The organism is Janthinobacterium sp. NKUCC08_JDC, from assembly GCF_019345575.1.
Taxonomy (GTDB): Bacteria; Pseudomonadota; Gammaproteobacteria; order Burkholderiales; family Burkholderiaceae_D; genus Janthinobacterium; species Janthinobacterium aestuarii.
The window spans coordinates 131017-146757 of the sequence record NZ_JAHKQW010000012.1 but is presented as its reverse complement, the minus strand read 5'-3'; the positions used below and the strand labels follow the sequence as shown (position 1 = coordinate 146757).

Genomic DNA, 15741 nt, shown 5'->3' with positions numbered 1-15741 from the left:
CATAGACCAACGGCGCCTTGCCGGGCGCGCGGCTGGCCGGCCGCAGCGTGTCATCGGCACCGCGATTTGTGCCGTTCATCGCAAATTTCTCCCCCTTGGAGATGTTGCAACATAGAATACACTGATCAACTACTCAAGGAAACCGCCATGCGTCCTCTGTTCCTGTTGTCAGTCCTGTCCCTCGCCTGCCTCTCGGCCCTCGCGCATGCGGACGAGCAAACCCGCACGGTAGCCGCCTTCAACGCCATCGACATCCGCGGCCCCATCAGCATCGAAGTGGAATCGGGCAAGGAGCAAAGCCTGCTGCTGCGCGGCGACCAGAAATTCCTCAGCGGCGTCATCACGGAAGTGGTCGATGGCGAGCTGAAAATTTCCATGAAGGACAAGGACATCAAGAAGACCGAGGGCGACCCGCGCGTCATCATCACCATGCCCACCTTGCGCAAGCTGATCGCGGAAGGCGCGGGCGAAAAGATCCTCACCAAGCTCAATGGCCCACGAGTCGACATCAGCTACAAGGGCGCGGGCCGCCTGGCCGCCGATGGCCAGGTCGACTGGCTGCGCCTGAAGGCGCAAGGCGTGGGCGAAGTCGATACGAAAGCCTTGCTGGCGAAAAACGTCGATGTGAATTTCGAAGGCATCGGCTCCGTCAAGGTGTATTCCTCGGGCGAACTGAACGCCGTGGTGCGCGGCATGGGCGAGCTGACCTATTACGGCAAGCCGAAGATCGTGCACAAATCGATCGCCGGCATCGGTAGCGTCAATGCCGCCAAATAAGATTTCCTAGAACAACAAGGCCATCAGGCCACTGGAGACCGCATGACCGCAACACATGATACCGAAGCGCCGCTGGTGCTGCGCGAGGAGCACAATGGCCTCGTCACCCTGCGGCTGAACCGCCCGCTGCAATTCAATGCCCTGTCCGAAGCCATGCTGGCCGCGCTGCAGGAAGCGCTCGACACGATCGCGCAGCAGCCGCACGTGCGCTGCGTGGTGCTGGCCGCCGAAGGCAAAGCCTTTTGCGCGGGCCACGATTTGCGCCAGATGCAGGCGACGCGCCAGCTTGCGTATTATCAAACCCTGTTCGCACAATGCTCGCGCGTGATGCAAGCCATTCAAACCTTGCCCGTGCCCGTGATTGCCCGCGTGCACGGCATCGCCACGGCGGCCGGCTGCCAATTGGTCGCCAGCTGCGACTTGGCCGTGGCGGGCGCCTCCGCCCGTTTTGCCGTCTCCGGCATCAACGTGGGCCTGTTCTGCGCCACGCCATCGGTCGCCCTGTCGCGCAATGTGTCGCCCAAGCGGGCCTTCGACATGCTGGTGACGGGGCGCTTCATCGACGCTGACACGGCCGCCGACTGGGGCCTGATCAATGAAACCGTGGCCGACGCGGCGCTCGACGACGCCGTGGCGCGCCTGGCGCAGCAGATCATGGCGAAAAGCCCGACGGCCATCCGCTACGGCAAACAAATGTTCTACCGGCAGCGCCAGCTGCCGCTGGACGACGCGTATGCGTATGCGGGGGACGTGATGGCGCGCAATATGATGGAAGAGGATGCGGAAGAAGGCGTGACTGCCTTCCTGGAAAAGCGGCCGCCCGGCTGGGCGGCCATCAAGTAGCTTAACGTTCCTGCTTCATCTGCTGCTGGACGGAAAGGCTCAAGGTCCCCAGGTCTTCCTTGCCCAGCATCGGCAATTGCGCCAGCAGGTTGGCCAGGGCCGAGCTGCCCGTCACGTCCAGCTCGGACGACTGCACCAGCACCGTGCCGGCGCCCGTGAAGTCGATCTGCTTTTCCTCGCCCGACAGGGTAAAGCCTGTGAGCGCGCCGGCGGCCGAGGCCCAACCCTGCACGTGGGCGTAATCGTAGTGATACGAAGGACTGGGGCAATCGGCCCAGCCCAGCACGGCCTGCTCGTCCACGCGGCATGGCAACTCGAGGAAATGCACGGGGCCGTTCGACGAGGCGATCACTTTACCCGTGCCTATCATGGTCAGGTAGCCGGGCAAGGTCGATTCCTGGCAAATCACATCCTTCGTGAAACCCAGCAGGTTTTTCGCGCGGATGGTCATGTTGGCGTTGTCCAGGTCGTAGCAGGCCAGGTCGTTGCCGTTGTCGCCCAAAATCAATTGGCCTTGCCCTTGCGCGACGACAAAGTGGTGGATGTATTTCGGCGCATTGAATGCGTTGCGCACGATCAAATCGAGCACGCTGCTGCCCATGGCTTCGAAGCGCAGTTCGCCATAGAAGGCGATCATCTTGCCCTTGCGAATGAAGATCTGTTCCTTGACGTCGATGACATACGAAAAACGGTTCAGGTTATCGTTCTTCGGCAAGGTATCGGGAGTGTAAATCGTCATGGCTTACCTTTCGCTCGCTTGGATATAGACCGTGCCCTGGCCCGTGAACTTCACCTGGTACGATTCGCCGGACGCCTGGCCGACGAAGGTTTTCCAGTTCAGGTCCGTGACGATGGTCGAGCTCAGCTGCCCCGTGTGGCCGATATACGCTTGCGGGTCGACAAACACGGGCACGTCCGGCGTGACGGGCAAGCCGATGGCGTTACCGTCGGACAAAATCGCCACGTCGCCCGTGCCTTGCAAGGTGGTGGTAAACAAGCCCTGGCCCGAGGCCATGCCGCGCACCACGCCCTGCACGCCGCCCTGGTTGCCGAGGAACATGGTGCCGGCCGTCAAGCGCGCATCGAAGGCCAGCAGGGAATCGCTTTCCACGTAGAACGTTTCGCCGCGCACGGGGACGATGGTGACGAACAGGCCGCCCTGCGCGTAAAACACGCTGCCCGTGCCACGCGCCGACATCATGGCGTAGCCTTCGTTCGTGACGGCGCGCATGGCCAGGCTTTGCACGCCCTGGCCGGCCAGGAAGGAGCGGCTGAACGCAACGTCGCCCTGGTAGGACACCATGGCGCCCTTGCGCGCGAACACTTCTTCATTGCCGAGTTTGACCTCAAGCATCTTTTCATTGATCTGCTGATAGACAGGCATCGCGGGTCCTCGCTAACTTAACGTTCGGCGGGCTGGATGAACACCACGCCCTGGCCTGTGAATTTGTGCTGGTACGATTCGCCCGAGCTCTGGCCGATCATCGTGCGCCAGTTGACGTCGAAAACGAATTCCTGGCGGATGTCGCCCTTGAAGCCGACGAAGGCGTCCGGGTCCACGCGCAGCGGATGCGCGGGCGTCACTTCCAGCATGATCAGGTTGCCGCGCGAAATGACGGCCAGGTTGCCGTTGCCTTCGACGGTGGTGGAAAACAGCCCCTGGCCCGAACTGGCGCCGCGCAGGCCCGCAAAGCTGGTGCCCGTCTTCAGGCTCGTGTCGTAGGCCAGCAGGCTGCTGCTTTCGATGGTCAGCTTTTCGCCGGCCAGCGCCATGACGGTGATCTCGGCCGCATTCTGCGCGAAAAACACCGTGCCGGTGCCTGAAGCCTGCATCACCTGCATGCCTTCGTTCGTCACCTTGCGCTTGAGCGCGCCAAAGAGGCCCTCGCCGCCAAGCAGGGACTTTTCAAATTTGATGGCGCCCGTATAGGCGACCATCGCGCCGGCAATCGCCAGCACTTTTTCATCCTGCAGGCGCACTTCCAGCAGGCGGTCGGTATTGGTGCGGAAACTGGTCACGCGCGACTCCCCAAGAATGCCAGGCCACAAAGCCATGGCTATCCGACAAGATACCGGGGGCGTTACCGCCATGCAAGTGCTATTCCTCCCGAACGGGGGTCTGCGTTAAAAAAAAGGCGTGCCCGGAGGCACGCCTTGCGCTGACATTTGAAACGGTTTACTCGGCCAGCACCGGCTTGGCGCCGCGCGCGTTCTGGAACAGCGGCACGGGATCATTGGTATTGACCTCGACCACCGTCACGCCCTGCACCACGCCAGCGACCTGGTAGCCGACGGCGCCCAGGTGGCGCTTGCCTTCGGCCAGGTTGGACCAGCTGAGCGACACAGACGCGGTGCCGCCCATGAAGGCCGTGCCCGGCATCAGCGCCTTGAAGCTGCCGTTGTTCAAGCCCGGCGCCAGCACCCACGACGACAAGGTGTAGTCGGCCTGGCCGTTTTGCGGCGCAAAACCGATCACGCACACCTTGTAGGTACCGGCGGCGGGCAAGCGCAGTTCCACCTGCTCATTGGAACTTTCATTGCCGCTGCTGCCGACGAGCACATTGGCGGCGTTGTAGACCTCCATGTCCAGGTCGGTATTCGCGCCGCCCGTCGTTTCCGTATCGTAGGTGGCAAAGCGCGCCGCCAGGGTGCCGGCCGGGACCACCACGTTGTGCACGTTCACGCCCGTCGCGCCGCCCGCCTTGCAGGCAGCCGATGCGGCGGCGCCCGTCACCGCCTGGCCGATCGTGCGCGTCTGGCGCACGGCTTCGACGAGACCCGATTTGACGCCGACCAGCGCGCCCGTGAAGCCCGTACCCAGGGTCAGCACCTTGCTGCCCGTGGCCGCTTCGCTGCTGACCAGCGGAATGGCGGCCAGCGACGTGCCGCGCGCCGTCAGCGGGCTGCGCACCGTGTGCGTGCCATCCGTCCAGCTCAGGGCGCCGTAGGTCCAGGTATTGGCCGGCGCCGTCGTGCGCGTCAGCTTGACCTGGTACTGGCCCTTGGCGCCCGGCGCCAGGCTCAGGCTCGTTGGCGTCACCGCCACCGTGTAGCCGGGCAGGCTGGCCGAGACGTTATAGACGGCGCTGCTGGCGCCCACGTTGGTCACCGTGCGCGTCAGCACTTGCGTGCCCAGTACGTTGGCCGCCGTCAGCGACGCCAGGTTCAGGTTGTAGGCAGGAATGGTGCCGACGGCCTGGCAGGTGGCGGGACTGTAGACCTTCAGGTTCAGGCCGCACAGGAAGCGCGCATAGTCGATTTCCGACACGTCGTACACGAGGCCGGGATCGGCAGCGCTGTTCGGTGCGATGTGGCCGGCGCCCTGGCCCCATGGCAGCTGGCCCGAGTTCTTCGCCGTGGCATCCCACGACACGGAACCGTTCAAGCCATCGGGATACGTGCTGAAGGCCGTCGTCATCAGTGCCGACTTGATGGCCGCAGGCGACCAGCCCGGATGCTGCTGCTTGAGCAGCGCCGCCACGCCGGCCACGTGCGGGCTGGCCATCGAGGTGCCGGAATAGAAATCCCATTCCGCCACGGGCGCCGCGCCGCCAGCGGCCACGGCATCGCGCTGCGCCGGCGTCAGGTCGGCCGTCACGCCGGCGAGGATGTTGGTGCCGGGCGCCGACATGTCCGGTTTCAGGATGTTCGCGTTGGCCACGTTCGGTCCGCGCGAGGAACGGTCGCTGACGATCGGCGCCTGCACCGTCGTGTCGGCGATCGTATGGATCTCGCCCAATGCCGCCGTGCCGTCCGGATTGGACGCCATGAAAGCCTTCAGCGCGTCGCCCTGCGCCTGCGCCAGGTGCACGGTCGACAGCGTGTGCGCCTGGTTGATGATGGTGTTGGCGCCGCCGGCCACGTTGGCGATGACCACGCCCGCCGCGCCCGCCGTCCTGGCATTCGCGCTCTTGTTGACCAGCACGTTGCCGCCGCGGTCGCACACGAGTATCTTGCCCGCCACTTTCGCCGGGTCCAGATAAGCGGAGGTGGCATCGGCCCCGCCGAAGCAGCGCAGCAAATTGAGGTCCGTCGGCAGCACGCCGGCCAGGCCCGCATCGCGCGAGCGGATCAGCGGCAGCGCCGGCGTCTTCGCATTGCTCGATGCGCCTTCCAGCCTGGTGCCGTTGCTGAGGATGACATTGCCCGCATACAAGCGGTTGTGCGTGGAATTGGCCACCGTCGCCAGCCAAGGGCTGATGTGCGAGACAGGCGCCGGCACGTCGGGCGCCGGCGTGGATGGGCCGGAATTGCCGCCCGACGTGGCGACAAACACGCCGGCCGCCGCCGCGCCGAGGAAGGCGACTTCCGTCGGCTCGTCGAAGGCGCCGCCGCCCGCGTTCGGGCCGATGGAGAAGTTGATGACGTTGACGCCATCCTTGACGGCCTGATCGATGGCGGCCACGCTGTCGGCCGTGGCGCAACCGTTGCGGCCCGTCGATGCGGCCGTCCAGCAGACTTTATAGGCGGCGATGCGGGCACGCGGCGCCATGCCCGAGGCCTTACCCAGCGACACGCCGTTCGAGGTGGCCAGGGCACCATTGTTGCCGCCGGCCGTGGACGCCGTATGCGTGCCATGGCCGCCGTGCCCCGTCAGGCCAGCGACGGAATCACGCGGCGACAGGAATTCCGTCCAGTGCAGCGCCGACGTGGAAGCGCGGTAGTAGCGCGCGCCGATCAGCTTGTTGTTGCAATTCTCGGCGCTAAAACCTTCGCCCGTCTGACAGGTACCCTGCCAGCTGGCCGGTGGCGCGCCGTACACGACGTTGCTGCCGCTGTGGCTGGGCACGCCGTTCTCGTCGAGGCGGTCGGCAAAGGCCGTGTTCTCGGGCCAGATGCCGCTGTCGACGATGCCGATGATGATGTCTTCGCCCGCGTGTGTCTTGCCGCCCAGTTGTTCCCACAGGCCGCCCGGCTTGTCCAGGCCCAGGAAGGTGGGCGTGTAGCTGGTGTCGAGCTGCAGGATGGAGTCGGCGCTGATGCTGGCCACGCCGCTGTTTTTCTTCAGGGCCCGCACTTCATCGTCCGTCAGCAAGGCGGAAAAGCCGTTGAAGACGACGCTGTACTGGTGCGTGATTTCCGCCGCGCTGACGGTGCCGGCCACGGCGGCCTGCTTGCTGTCGAGGTAGCTCAGGTAGGCCTGCACATCGGCGGCGCCCACGTTGATGCGCGCACCCGGGGCCGGCTTGGTGGCGGCCAGGCCGTCGACCTGGCCCGTGTAGGTGGCGGCCGGCTTGTCGACCAGCTGCACGATGTAGGAGCGGCGTTCCTGCGCCTGCGCCGCTTGCGCCAGGCTGGCGGCCAGCAGGAGGATACCGAGAGAGACGGGACGTAATTTCATCTCACGCTCCTTGCACGGTGAACGCTGCGAACTTGCCGCTGCGGCGGCGCGACAGCATGCCGATGGCGCCCAGGCCGGCCAGCAGCAGCATGTAGGTCGACGGTTCCGGCACGGCGCTGATGTTGATATTGTCGAGCGCAAACTGGCCCTGGTTAAAGGCGGGGAAATCGATGGAATTGCTGCACGCGCCAGTGTCATTGAAAATGCAGGCGTTGAAGGTCAGGCCCGTGAAGGAATAGTTGCTGAAGCCGCCCAGCAGGGATGCGCTCTGGAAATGGTAATTGCCATCGCTGCCCTGGCCCGGAAACGCCAGCGACGTGCTGACCACCTGGCCGTTGCTGAGGGTGCCGCTCAGTTGCAGCTGGCCCCACTGCATGTTGGGCAAGCCGGAAACGGGCGCGATGAAGGAATAGTCGAAACCGGCCAGGCTGAACGCCTGGTGGTCGGCACGCGCGAAATTCACGCCGCCATCGTTGAGGATGGCCAGGTAGTTGCCGGTGGCGCCCTGCGGGCAGGCGGCGATATCGCACGACGAGCCCACGCGGCCATCGAGGATGGCGCCCACGCCGCTGACGCCGCCGCCGGCCGCCGTGGTCGGGTCGGCCAGGAACAGCAGGTTGTAGCTCGACGTATTGAGCGTCTGGCCGCTTTCATACACGTCGGGGGGCAAATTATCGAAGGTCAGGACACCGGCCATGGCCGGCGCCGAGGCCAGCACGGACAAGGTGGCCAGCGCGGCCAGGATGGTGGCGCGGCCGCGGGTAGCGGGCCGATCGGCGGTGGCGGGCGATACCCGCGCATGTGATGGACGATTCATTCTATTCCCTTGGTTGTTGTGGATAGATAGGTCGGCAGGTCTCGCGCCCGCTTTCAGCTTTTTCACAAAAGTGTCAACAAATATAGCAAACCACACAAAACAAATATCATATTTTTAATATCATTTATTTATTTTTTATCTAACTCTGCGATACTTTGTTTTGTTTTATCTATGAAAGCTTGAGCAATCTCAACGTTACATCGGACCAACAATGCCTCGCACCGCAGACGTGCGCGCCAGCGCGCCGGCCCGACTTCAGATAAGCTCGAAAACCGCGCCTGCCGCGCCGTCATCCCCGTCACATCGCGGTACACCTGTTCCATCCTGGAACACTTGTCTCTCGCCGCGAAGCGCCCGGCCACAGCCCCTGCGCGATGGCATGAAGCTTGCACAACAAGGGAATCGACCGCGCTCAGGGAGCAGCATCATGGAACACCATCAATTTGCCGGCAACGGCAGCGCAGGCACGCGGCCGGCCCGGCGCCTCCTCGTGTGCTGCGCGCTGGCGCTGGCTTTTTTCCTGCTGGCCGCCAGGCTGGATCTGGCCGAACGGCTGACCTACGCGCTGTGGCGCCAAGAGCACTGGCAACTCGATGAACTGGCCCTGAGCCTGCTGTTGCTGACGCTGGCGCTGGCCGGCTTTGCCGTGCGGCGCGGACGCCAGGTGGCGCGGCTGCTGGCGCAAAACCGCACCCTCACGCAGCGCCTGCTGCGCGCGCAGGAAGAAGAGCGCTGCGCGCTGGCGCGCGAGTTGCACGATGAAGTGGGACAGGACTGCACGGCCATCCGCGCCGCCGCCAGCTACATCCTGCGCGCGCGCGATGGCGACCAGGCGAACGTGCAGGCGTGCGCCGCCAGCATCGCGCGCTCGTCGGAAGCGCTGCATGCGATGGTGCGCACCATGCTGCGCCGGCTGCGCCCGCCCGTGCTCGACAGCCTGGGCCTGGCGCCGGCCCTGCAGGCGCTGTGCGACAGCTGGTCCCAGCAGCACGGCATCGCCTGCCATTTCGCACCGCACGCCATTCCCGCCAGCCTCGACGACTGCACCGCCACCGCCATCTACCGCCTGGTGCAGGAAGGCTTGACGAACGTGGCGCGCCACGCGGGCGCCAACCGGACCACGGTGGAATTGCGCGCCGATGCGCACGGCTTGCTGCACCTGGCCATCGAAGACAATGGCCAGGGTTTGCATCCAGACAAAACGCCGACAGATGGCTTCGGCATGCTGGGCATGCGCGAAAGAGTGGCCGGCCTGCGCGGCCATATCCGCTGGATCAGCGCGCTGGGCAACGGCTTGCGCATCGAAGTGGCGATGCCGCTGGCGGCAGGTGCGGCATGAACGCGGCCATGACCCCGATCCGCGTGATGCTGGTCGACGACCACCCGGTGGTGCGCACCGGTTACCGGCGCCTGCTGGAACAGGGTGGCGACATCGCCGTCGTGGCCGAAGCGGGCAATGGCGAAACGGCGTATGGCTTGCATCTGGAACACGCTCCCGACGTCTGCGTGACGGATTTGTCCATGCCCGGCATCGGCGGCCTGGAATTGCTGCGCAAGCTGCTCGCCCGCGATACCGGCGCCCGCGTGCTCGTGTTCAGCATGCACGACACGCCGCAGCTGATCGCCCGCGCGTTTGAGGGCGGCGCCTGCGGCTTCGTCAGCAAGCAGGCCGACCCGGAACACCTGGTCGATGCCGTGCGCGCCGCCCACGCGGGCCGGCGCTACGTCGATCCGCACAGCGCGCCGGGCGTCCTGCAAGGCACTGCCCGCATGGAAGCGCAGCGCTTGAGCAGCCTGAGCCAGCGCGAATTCGAAATCTTCCGCCTGCTGGCCGAAGGCCGCAGCGCCGCCGACTGCGCCCGCCTGCTGCACGTGAGCAGCAAGACGGTGGCCAACCACCAGACCTGCATCAAAGAAAAGCTCGACGTGCCCGGCCCCGCCGCGCTCGTCCACTTGGCCTTGCGCAACGGGGTCATCGAACAGATCCACTCTTAAAACACGTAGCGCAAGCCCACATTCACGCTGCGCGGAGCGCCGGCCGCATAGAAGGTCGCGTTGACCATCGGATACTCGCCGTTCACGGCCGGCAGCGGCCGGGCACTAAAATTGCCGTTGGCGTCGAAACCCGTCGCGCCCAGCTGGGCCGCCGTCGCATAGTGCCGGTCGAACAGATTGTTGACCTGGGCGAACACGCTCAGTTGCCGTGTCAGCTGGTATTTGCCATTGAGCTCGACCACGGCGTAGCCGCCGCTCTTGCCCGCGCCCAGGTACGCTGGTCCATCCGCCTGGTGCGCGTTGTTTTCATTGCCGCGCGCATAGGAACTCGACACGGCCGTCATGGCCAGGCCCACCGTCCAGTCGCGTCCGCCCTGCACCTCCACGTGCGCCTTCAGGATATGGCTGGGAGTGAGGGGAATCCGGTTGCCCGGCGTGATGGCGATATTGCCTTCCAGGCCGGGCGCCTCGGCGTCGCTGCTGCTGTTGGCGCTGCCGTTGACGGTTTCCCGGCTCTGATACGTCGCCTGCAGCCACGTGTAGTTGATGCCGAAGTCCAGCGCGCCCGCCTTGCCGTCGAGCGCCAGCTCCACACCCTGGTGGCGCGTCTTGCCGAAATTCTTGAAGTAGCCGAAACCGGCCTGGTTGTCGGCCACGAACAGGATATCGTCATGGTTTTCCGCGCGGAACACGCCCGCGCTCCAGCGCGCCACCTCGCCCCACTGGCCGCGCACGCCCGCTTCCCACGTCTTCGTCACCACCTGTTTCAAGGGCGGGTCGCCGGCCATGGCGTTGGGCAGGCGGCAGGGGTTTTCCGGATCGGCGCAGCCAAGCTCGATGGCCGTCGGCGTGCGGCTGCCTTCGTTGTAGCCGAGATAGGCGCTGATGCCTGCGGCCGGCGCGTAGGCCAGGCCGATGGCGGGATTGAAGCGGCTGAAACGGTGATCGCCATCGAGCGAACCGCTGCCGCCACCGGGCGTGATGGCGTCGCGGTTGCGCACCGTGCTGCGGTTGTAGCGGCCAGCGATAGTCAAGGTCAGCTCTCGATTGAATGCCATGCTGTCGCTCGCATACACGCTCCATGTGCGCATGCGCCCGCTCAAATCGACCCGGTTATCGACGGGCGTGCCATCGTCGTCGATTTGCGTGCCGTCGGCAAAGAAGTCGACGGGCGTGATGCCGCGGTCCGGGTTCAAATAGCCGAACTGGCTCGTCTGGCGGAAGGTGGCGTGGCTGGCATCGAAGCCGGCGCCGGCCGTGACGGCATGACGCGCGCCCGCCACGTCGGCCAGCGCGGTGAACTGGCCTGAAAAACCATAGTTTTCCTGCTCGGTATGGCTGCGGTTGATCATGCCATTGCATTTTTCGGCCGGCTCGTCATTCAGCAGCACGTTGGCTATGCAGCGCCACTTCGGAAACGGCGTATTGGACGGATTCGCCCCGCTGGCGGGAAAGCCCGTGTAGCCGGCCGCCGCCAGGGCCGCGCGCTCGGCCGCGCCGGGCTGATAGATGGACTGGTCGAGCGACTCGTCGTTGAGGTCGCCATTGAAGGTGTGCGTGTCGATCTTGCGGTAGTAGACATTGCCGGACAAGAGCAAGGCAGCGCTGGCCTGGTGCTTGCCCGTCAGATTCAGCAAGGTCGACCTGTTTTCCGTCAAGTCAGGCTTAGTGTAGACGCTGCGGTAGTCGCGCGCCAGCATGCGCTGTTCCTGCAAGCCGTTGCCCGTCAACGCATTGTCCGCGTGGGCCACGGTGACGGCGATATCGGTGCGCGCATCGCCCCATCCCAGCTTGCCAAACACCTGGCGCACGTCGGATGGCGAATCGTCGCGCCAGCCCACTTCCTTGAAACGGTTGCCCGTCACGTACCAGTGCCAGCCCTGCGCATTGCTGCCGCCATGCTCGACCTCCACGGCGCGCCGTTGATCGGAACCCAGGCGCGCCTCGACGGCGGTACCCGGGTGGCTCTTGCCATCCTTGGTCTGCAGGGCCAGCGCGCCACCCAGGGTGTTCAGGCCGAACAGGGGATTCGAGCCGGGCATCAAGGTCAGCGAAGCGATCGCCATGCGCGGTATCAAATCCCAGCTGACGACGTCGCCGAACGGCTGGTTCAGCCGCATGCCGTCCAGGTACACGGACAGTCCCTGCGGCGTGCCCAGCAAGGGCGAGGCCGTATAGCCGCGGTAGCTGACGTCGGGCTGGAACAGGTTGTTCTGCACTTCGTTCACGTAGACGCTACCCAGGTTGCGGCGCAGGAAGGCGGAAATATCGAGCGCGCCGCTGGCGGCGATCTGCTGTGCGCTGGCCGTCTGCACGGGCGCAGCCAAGGTATCGCGCGGCTGCTCCACGGTGGGCAGCGGCATGCTGCCCGTGATGATGACGGTGGGCAAGTCGCCCGAGGCGGCCAGGTTCGCGGCCAAGCTGGCGGCAGCAGGTTCGGCTGCCTGTGCCTGGCACAGCGCCATGGCAGCGGCAGCCAATAAAGTCAGTTTCATGCGGGTCCCCGTTTTTATCATGGTTTTTATGTCTGTCCAGTATCGGACAGCCACCATCGATGAACTAGGGAAAAACTCCCGCCGTGCAAGGAAACTTAGCGCTGCAAGGGCAAATAGCTCTGCTTGAGCTGGCGCAGCACGAAACTCGATTTGCTGTGGCGGATGCCGGGAATTTTATACAGGCGCTCGCGCAGCAGGCGTTCATAGTCGCGCGTGTCGCTGACGGCAATGCGCAGGTAGTAGTCGTAGTCGCCGGAGACGAGGAACGCTTCGAGCACTTCCGGGATCATGGCCAGCGCGTGGCCGAACTCGAACAGGGCCTGGTCGGAATGGTCGTCCAGGGTCACTTGCACGATGACGGTGTCGGCCAGCCCCACCTTGGCCGCGTTGACGTTCACCGTATAGCCTTCGATGACGCCATCGTCCTCCATGCGCTTGATGCGCGCCCAGCACGGCGACGACGTCAGGCCCACCTTGGCGCTCAGTTCGTGCAGGCTGATGCGGGCATCCTGCTGCAGGGCCGTCAGGATGGCGAGGTCGAATTTGTCGAGCTTCATTTTGCAATTTCCCATGTTTGCAGCAAATTTTGCTGATCAAGGCATTTTATACGAGAAAACCAGCAGCCTTTTCTGCCATGGCAAGCAGAAAATAGATACATGAAACCCGATCCCGCCCCCCTTCTCGCTCCCGCCCACGATCTTGCGCCGCGCAACGGCGCCAGCACCCTGATCGACACCCTGCTGGCCCTGGGCGTCGACACCGTCTTCGGCTATCCCGGCGGCGCCGTGCTGCCCCTGTACGACGCGCTGCACGCGCAGCCGCGCTTGCGCCACGTGCTCGTGCGCCACGAACAGGCGGCCGTGCATGCGGCCGAAGGGTATGCGCGCAGCACGGGCCGGCCCGGCGTCATCTTCGTCACGTCCGGCCCCGGCATGAGCAACACCACCACGGGCTTGCTCGACGCCCTGTGCGATTCGATTCCCGTCATCTGCATCAGCGGCCAGGTGGCCACCACCAGCATCGGCACGAACGCCTTCCAGGAATGCGACGCGCTGGGCATCTCGCGCCCCGTCACCAAGTGGAACCGGCAAATCCGCACGGCCGACGAGACGGCCGCCGTCGTGCACGAAGCGTACGTGCAGGCCACGCAAGGCCGGCCGGGCCCCGTGCTGATCGATTTTCCCAAGGATATGCAATTGGCGACCGTCGCGGCCAACACGCCGCCGCCGTCCGTCGCCAACGTCGCCGCCCCCTTGCCCGACGCGGCCGATATCGAGCAGGCCGCCAGCCTGATCGCCAACGCGCGCCAGCCCGTGTTCTATGGCGGCGGAGGCCTCATCAATTCCGGCCTCGATGCCTGCGCCGCTTTCCAGCAGCTGGTGAAACTGGCGGCCGCGCCCTGCACCCTGACCCTGCTGGGCCTGGGCGCCTTTCCCGCCTCGCATCCGGCCTTCCTTGGCATGCTGGGCATGCACGGCACCCTGGAAGCGAACCTGGCCATGCACCATGCGGACCTGATCGTCTGCGTGGGCGCCCGCTTCGACGACCGGGTGACTGGCAGGCTGGACGCCTTCTGCCCCGGCGCAAAGGTCATCCACGTCGATATCGACCCGGCGTCGATCGGCAAGGTGGTGCGCGCCGACGTGGCCCTGCGCGGCGATTGCGCGCCCGTGCTGGTCGCCCTGCTGGCGCAGTTGCGCGGCCGCCTGCTGGCGGACCGCCAGCCGTGGTGGCAGCGTATCGACGGCTGGCGCGCTCAGGACAGCCTGGCGTTCGACGACACGCCGGACGTGATCGCGCCGCAGGCGCTGATGCGCCGACTGCAGGCGGCCCTGGACGGACAGGACGCCATCGTGTCCACCGACGTGGGCCAGCACCAGATGTGGGCGGCCCAGCACTTGCGCTTCGAGCAGCCGCGCCGCTGGCTGACCTCGGGCGGCGCCGGCACCATGGGCTATGGATTGCCGGCCGCCATCGGCGCGCAGATCGCCCATCCGGGCAAGCGCGTCGTGTGCGTCAGCGGCGACGCGTCGATTTTGATGAATATCCAGGAACTGGCCACGGCCGTGCAGCACCGCCTGCCCGTGAAAGTGGTGCTGTCGAACAATGGCTACATGGGCATGGTGCGCCAGTGGCAGGAACTCATCCATGGCGGGCGTTACAGCCACAGCTACACGGAAGCGCTGCCCGATTTCGTCGCGCTGGCGCGGGCGTTCGGCTGGCAGGCGCATACGGTCAGCCGGCGCGAAGACCTCGACGCGGCGCTGGCGGCCTGCCTGGCATCCGAAGGCCCCTACTTCCTCGACGTGCGAGTGCATGGCGAAGAAAATTGTTTCCCCATGATGGCGCCCGGCGCGGGGCACCATGAAGTGACCCTGTCCAAGGGACAGGTGTACAGCGAGCGGTAGGTCGGCATGACCACCGGCCACGCCGACGATGTTGCCGGATTACGCGTGGCGTTGCCACGCTAATCCGACCTACTCGCCCCCACGGGTAGGTCGGATTAGCGGCGGTACGCCGCGTAATCCGACATCACCACCGGCCGGATTACGCCCATATCCTGTAGATCCAGTAACTTTCATCTTCGCGGCTGGCGCGTGCCAGTTCGGTGGGACTCAGGCCGGTGATGGCGCGCACTTCGCGGCACAGGTGGGCCTGGTCGGCGTAGCCGCCCTCGGCGGCGATATCGGTCCAAGAAGCATTGCCTTGCAGCATGGCCTCGCGTGCGTCGAGAAACGACTGTTCCGCGCGGCGCATGCGTCGCAGGGTGCGCATGGGCTGGCCGGCCCAGGCCTTGATGCGGCGCTCGATATTGCGCGCGCCGCTGGCCAGGCCCGTCGAGGCCGCCTGTACGCCCAGGCGGCGCACCCAGTCCTGGATGGCGCCGGTGGGATGGTCGCCGCTCTTGCGCGCCAGCGCCCAGCGCGGCGCCAGGAATGCTTCCACCAGCGCGATGCGCGCTGCATCGTCGGGCGCGGCCAGCACGGCGTCGGACAAGGCCAGCCAGTCGGCGTCGAACAGCGGTTCCAGCGGGCGCACCTGGTCGAACAGGGCCGCCATGTCGATGCCCGTCAGCGCGTGCAGGGCGGCCGGATACAGCATCACCATGAACGAGTGCACGGGGCCGGGGTTGTAGCTGACCAGCGGATAGCCGCGCGGTCCGCTGAACAGGGCGGGCGGCATGCGCACGTGCAGCAGGTCGGAGCCGGGCGCGGCCGCCTCGACGTCGCCCGCGACCGTCCACAGCAGGCAGCACATGGGCGTGGCGGGAAAGCGGTTCAGGCGCTGCGCGGGCGGCAGCGGCGCGCAATGCGTGGTGTCGCGCACGAGGAAGGCGCGCACGCAGGAAGCGAGCGCGGTGCGCGGCGCGATCAAGCGGGTCAGGGGCGTGGGGGCGGCAGGCATGGCGACGATTGTACCGGCAATTTTTGGCCGCGCGCGATGTCGTATTCGTTCAAGACGCGTGCGCGCAA

Annotated in this window: 13 protein-coding genes; 5 read left to right on the top strand and 8 right to left on the bottom strand. The window is 65.6% G+C overall.

Annotated features, from left to right (window positions below; translation table 11 throughout):
• The first annotated feature begins 147 nt into the window (after positions 1 to 147).
• Positions 148 to 777 (top strand): head GIN domain-containing protein, encoded by a 630-nt coding sequence (locus KO538_RS23045; RefSeq protein ID WP_072457138.1) that lies wholly within the window; start codon positions 148 to 150, stop codon positions 775 to 777.
• Between the two features lie 42 nt (positions 778 to 819).
• The gene (locus tag KO538_RS23040; RefSeq protein WP_219329759.1) at positions 820 to 1620 is read left to right on the top strand and encodes an enoyl-CoA hydratase; all 801 of its coding nucleotides are present in this window, start codon (positions 820 to 822) and stop codon (positions 1618 to 1620) included.
• A 1-nt stretch (position 1621) separates the two neighbouring features.
• Here KO538_RS23040 and KO538_RS23035 read toward each other — a convergent pair whose 3' ends face one another.
• The 5 genes from KO538_RS23035 to KO538_RS23015 form a co-directional block, all read right to left on the bottom strand.
• Positions 1622 to 2359 (bottom strand): AIM24 family protein, encoded by a 738-nt coding sequence (locus KO538_RS23035; protein ID WP_034753505.1) that lies wholly within the window; start codon positions 2357 to 2359, stop codon positions 1622 to 1624.
• Between the two features lie 3 nt (positions 2360 to 2362).
• On the bottom strand, positions 2363 to 3004 hold the full coding sequence (locus tag KO538_RS23030; RefSeq protein WP_034753503.1) for an AIM24 family protein: 642 nt from the start codon (positions 3002 to 3004) through the stop codon (positions 2363 to 2365).
• A 17-nt stretch (positions 3005 to 3021) separates the two neighbouring features.
• Entirely contained in the window at positions 3022 to 3675 is a 654-nt protein-coding gene (locus KO538_RS23025) for an AIM24 family protein (RefSeq protein ID WP_257620518.1), read from the bottom strand.
• A 121-nt stretch (positions 3676 to 3796) separates the two neighbouring features.
• The gene (locus KO538_RS29665; protein WP_219329758.1) at positions 3797 to 6961 is read right to left on the bottom strand and encodes a S8 family serine peptidase; all 3165 of its coding nucleotides are present in this window, start codon (positions 6959 to 6961) and stop codon (positions 3797 to 3799) included.
• A gap of 1 nt (position 6962) precedes the next feature.
• Positions 6963 to 7778: an NF038120 family PEP-CTERM protein gene (locus tag KO538_RS23015; protein ID WP_219329757.1), complete on the bottom strand. Its 816-nt coding sequence runs from the start codon at positions 7776 to 7778 to the stop codon at positions 6963 to 6965.
• A 427-nt stretch (positions 7779 to 8205) separates the two neighbouring features.
• Here KO538_RS23015 and KO538_RS23010 point away from each other — a divergent pair, with 427 nt between their 5' ends.
• Together KO538_RS23010 and KO538_RS23005 are read left to right on the top strand one after the other, a co-directional pair.
• Positions 8206 to 9117: a histidine kinase gene (locus KO538_RS23010; protein ID WP_219329756.1), complete on the top strand. Its 912-nt coding sequence runs from the start codon at positions 8206 to 8208 to the stop codon at positions 9115 to 9117.
• Between the two features lie 8 nt (positions 9118 to 9125).
• Entirely contained in the window at positions 9126 to 9773 is a 648-nt protein-coding gene (locus KO538_RS23005; protein ID WP_219329755.1) for a response regulator transcription factor, read from the top strand.
• On the opposite strand, the gene KO538_RS23000 is transcribed toward KO538_RS23005, so the two are convergent.
• Complete coding sequence (locus KO538_RS23000; protein WP_257620517.1) at positions 9770 to 12268, bottom strand: TonB-dependent receptor; 2499 nt, start codon at positions 12266 to 12268, stop codon at positions 9770 to 9772. The two genes, KO538_RS23005 and KO538_RS23000, sit on opposite strands and share 4 nt — an antisense overlap.
• A 95-nt stretch (positions 12269 to 12363) precedes the next feature.
• Positions 12364 to 12825 carry an Lrp/AsnC family transcriptional regulator gene (locus KO538_RS22995; protein WP_034784295.1) on the bottom strand — a complete coding sequence of 154 codons (462 nt, stop codon included), beginning with the start codon at positions 12823 to 12825 and terminating at the stop codon, positions 12364 to 12366.
• Between the two features lie 99 nt (positions 12826 to 12924).
• Here KO538_RS22995 and ilvB point away from each other — a divergent pair, with 99 nt between their 5' ends.
• Positions 12925 to 14676, top strand: a complete 1752-nt coding sequence (gene ilvB / locus KO538_RS22990; protein ID WP_219329754.1) for a biosynthetic-type acetolactate synthase large subunit — start codon at positions 12925 to 12927, stop codon at positions 14674 to 14676.
• Between the two features lie 139 nt (positions 14677 to 14815).
• Here the strand turns inward: ilvB and KO538_RS22985 are convergent, their stop codons facing one another.
• A complete protein-coding gene (locus tag KO538_RS22985; protein ID WP_257620516.1) occupies positions 14816 to 15673 on the bottom strand; it encodes an AraC family transcriptional regulator in 858 nt (285 codons plus the stop codon).
• Positions 15674 to 15741 lie beyond the last annotated feature (68 nt).

Bases quoted from the DNA above. Each gene is read 5' to 3' on its own strand.
- KO538_RS23045 (WP_072457138.1), top strand. From the start codon at position 148: ATGCGTCCTCTGTTCCTGTTGTCAGTCCTGTCCCTCGCCTGCCTCTCG.
- ilvB (WP_219329754.1), top strand. From the start codon at position 12,925: ATGAAACCCGATCCCGCCCCCCTTCTCGCTCCCGCCCACGATCTTGCG.
- KO538_RS23000 (WP_257620517.1), bottom strand. From the start codon at position 12,268: ATGAAACTGACTTTATTGGCTGCCGCTGCCATGGCGCTGTGCCAGGCA.
- KO538_RS22995 (WP_034784295.1), bottom strand. From the start codon at position 12,825: ATGAAGCTCGACAAATTCGACCTCGCCATCCTGACGGCCCTGCAGCAG.
- KO538_RS23030 (WP_034753503.1), bottom strand. From the start codon at position 3,004: ATGCCTGTCTATCAGCAGATCAATGAAAAGATGCTTGAGGTCAAACTC.
- KO538_RS23025 (WP_257620518.1), bottom strand. From the start codon at position 3,675: ATGGCTTTGTGGCCTGGCATTCTTGGGGAGTCGCGCGTGACCAGTTTC.
- KO538_RS23040 (WP_219329759.1), top strand. From the start codon at position 820: ATGACCGCAACACATGATACCGAAGCGCCGCTGGTGCTGCGCGAGGAG.
- KO538_RS29665 (WP_219329758.1), bottom strand. From the start codon at position 6,961: ATGAAATTACGTCCCGTCTCTCTCGGTATCCTCCTGCTGGCCGCCAGC.
- KO538_RS23005 (WP_219329755.1), top strand. From the start codon at position 9,126: ATGACCCCGATCCGCGTGATGCTGGTCGACGACCACCCGGTGGTGCGC.
- KO538_RS23015 (WP_219329757.1), bottom strand. From the start codon at position 7,778: ATGAATCGTCCATCACATGCGCGGGTATCGCCCGCCACCGCCGATCGG.
- KO538_RS23010 (WP_219329756.1), top strand. From the start codon at position 8,206: ATGGAACACCATCAATTTGCCGGCAACGGCAGCGCAGGCACGCGGCCG.
- KO538_RS22985 (WP_257620516.1), bottom strand. From the start codon at position 15,673: ATGCCTGCCGCCCCCACGCCCCTGACCCGCTTGATCGCGCCGCGCACC.
- KO538_RS23035 (WP_034753505.1), bottom strand. From the start codon at position 2,359: ATGACGATTTACACTCCCGATACCTTGCCGAAGAACGATAACCTGAAC.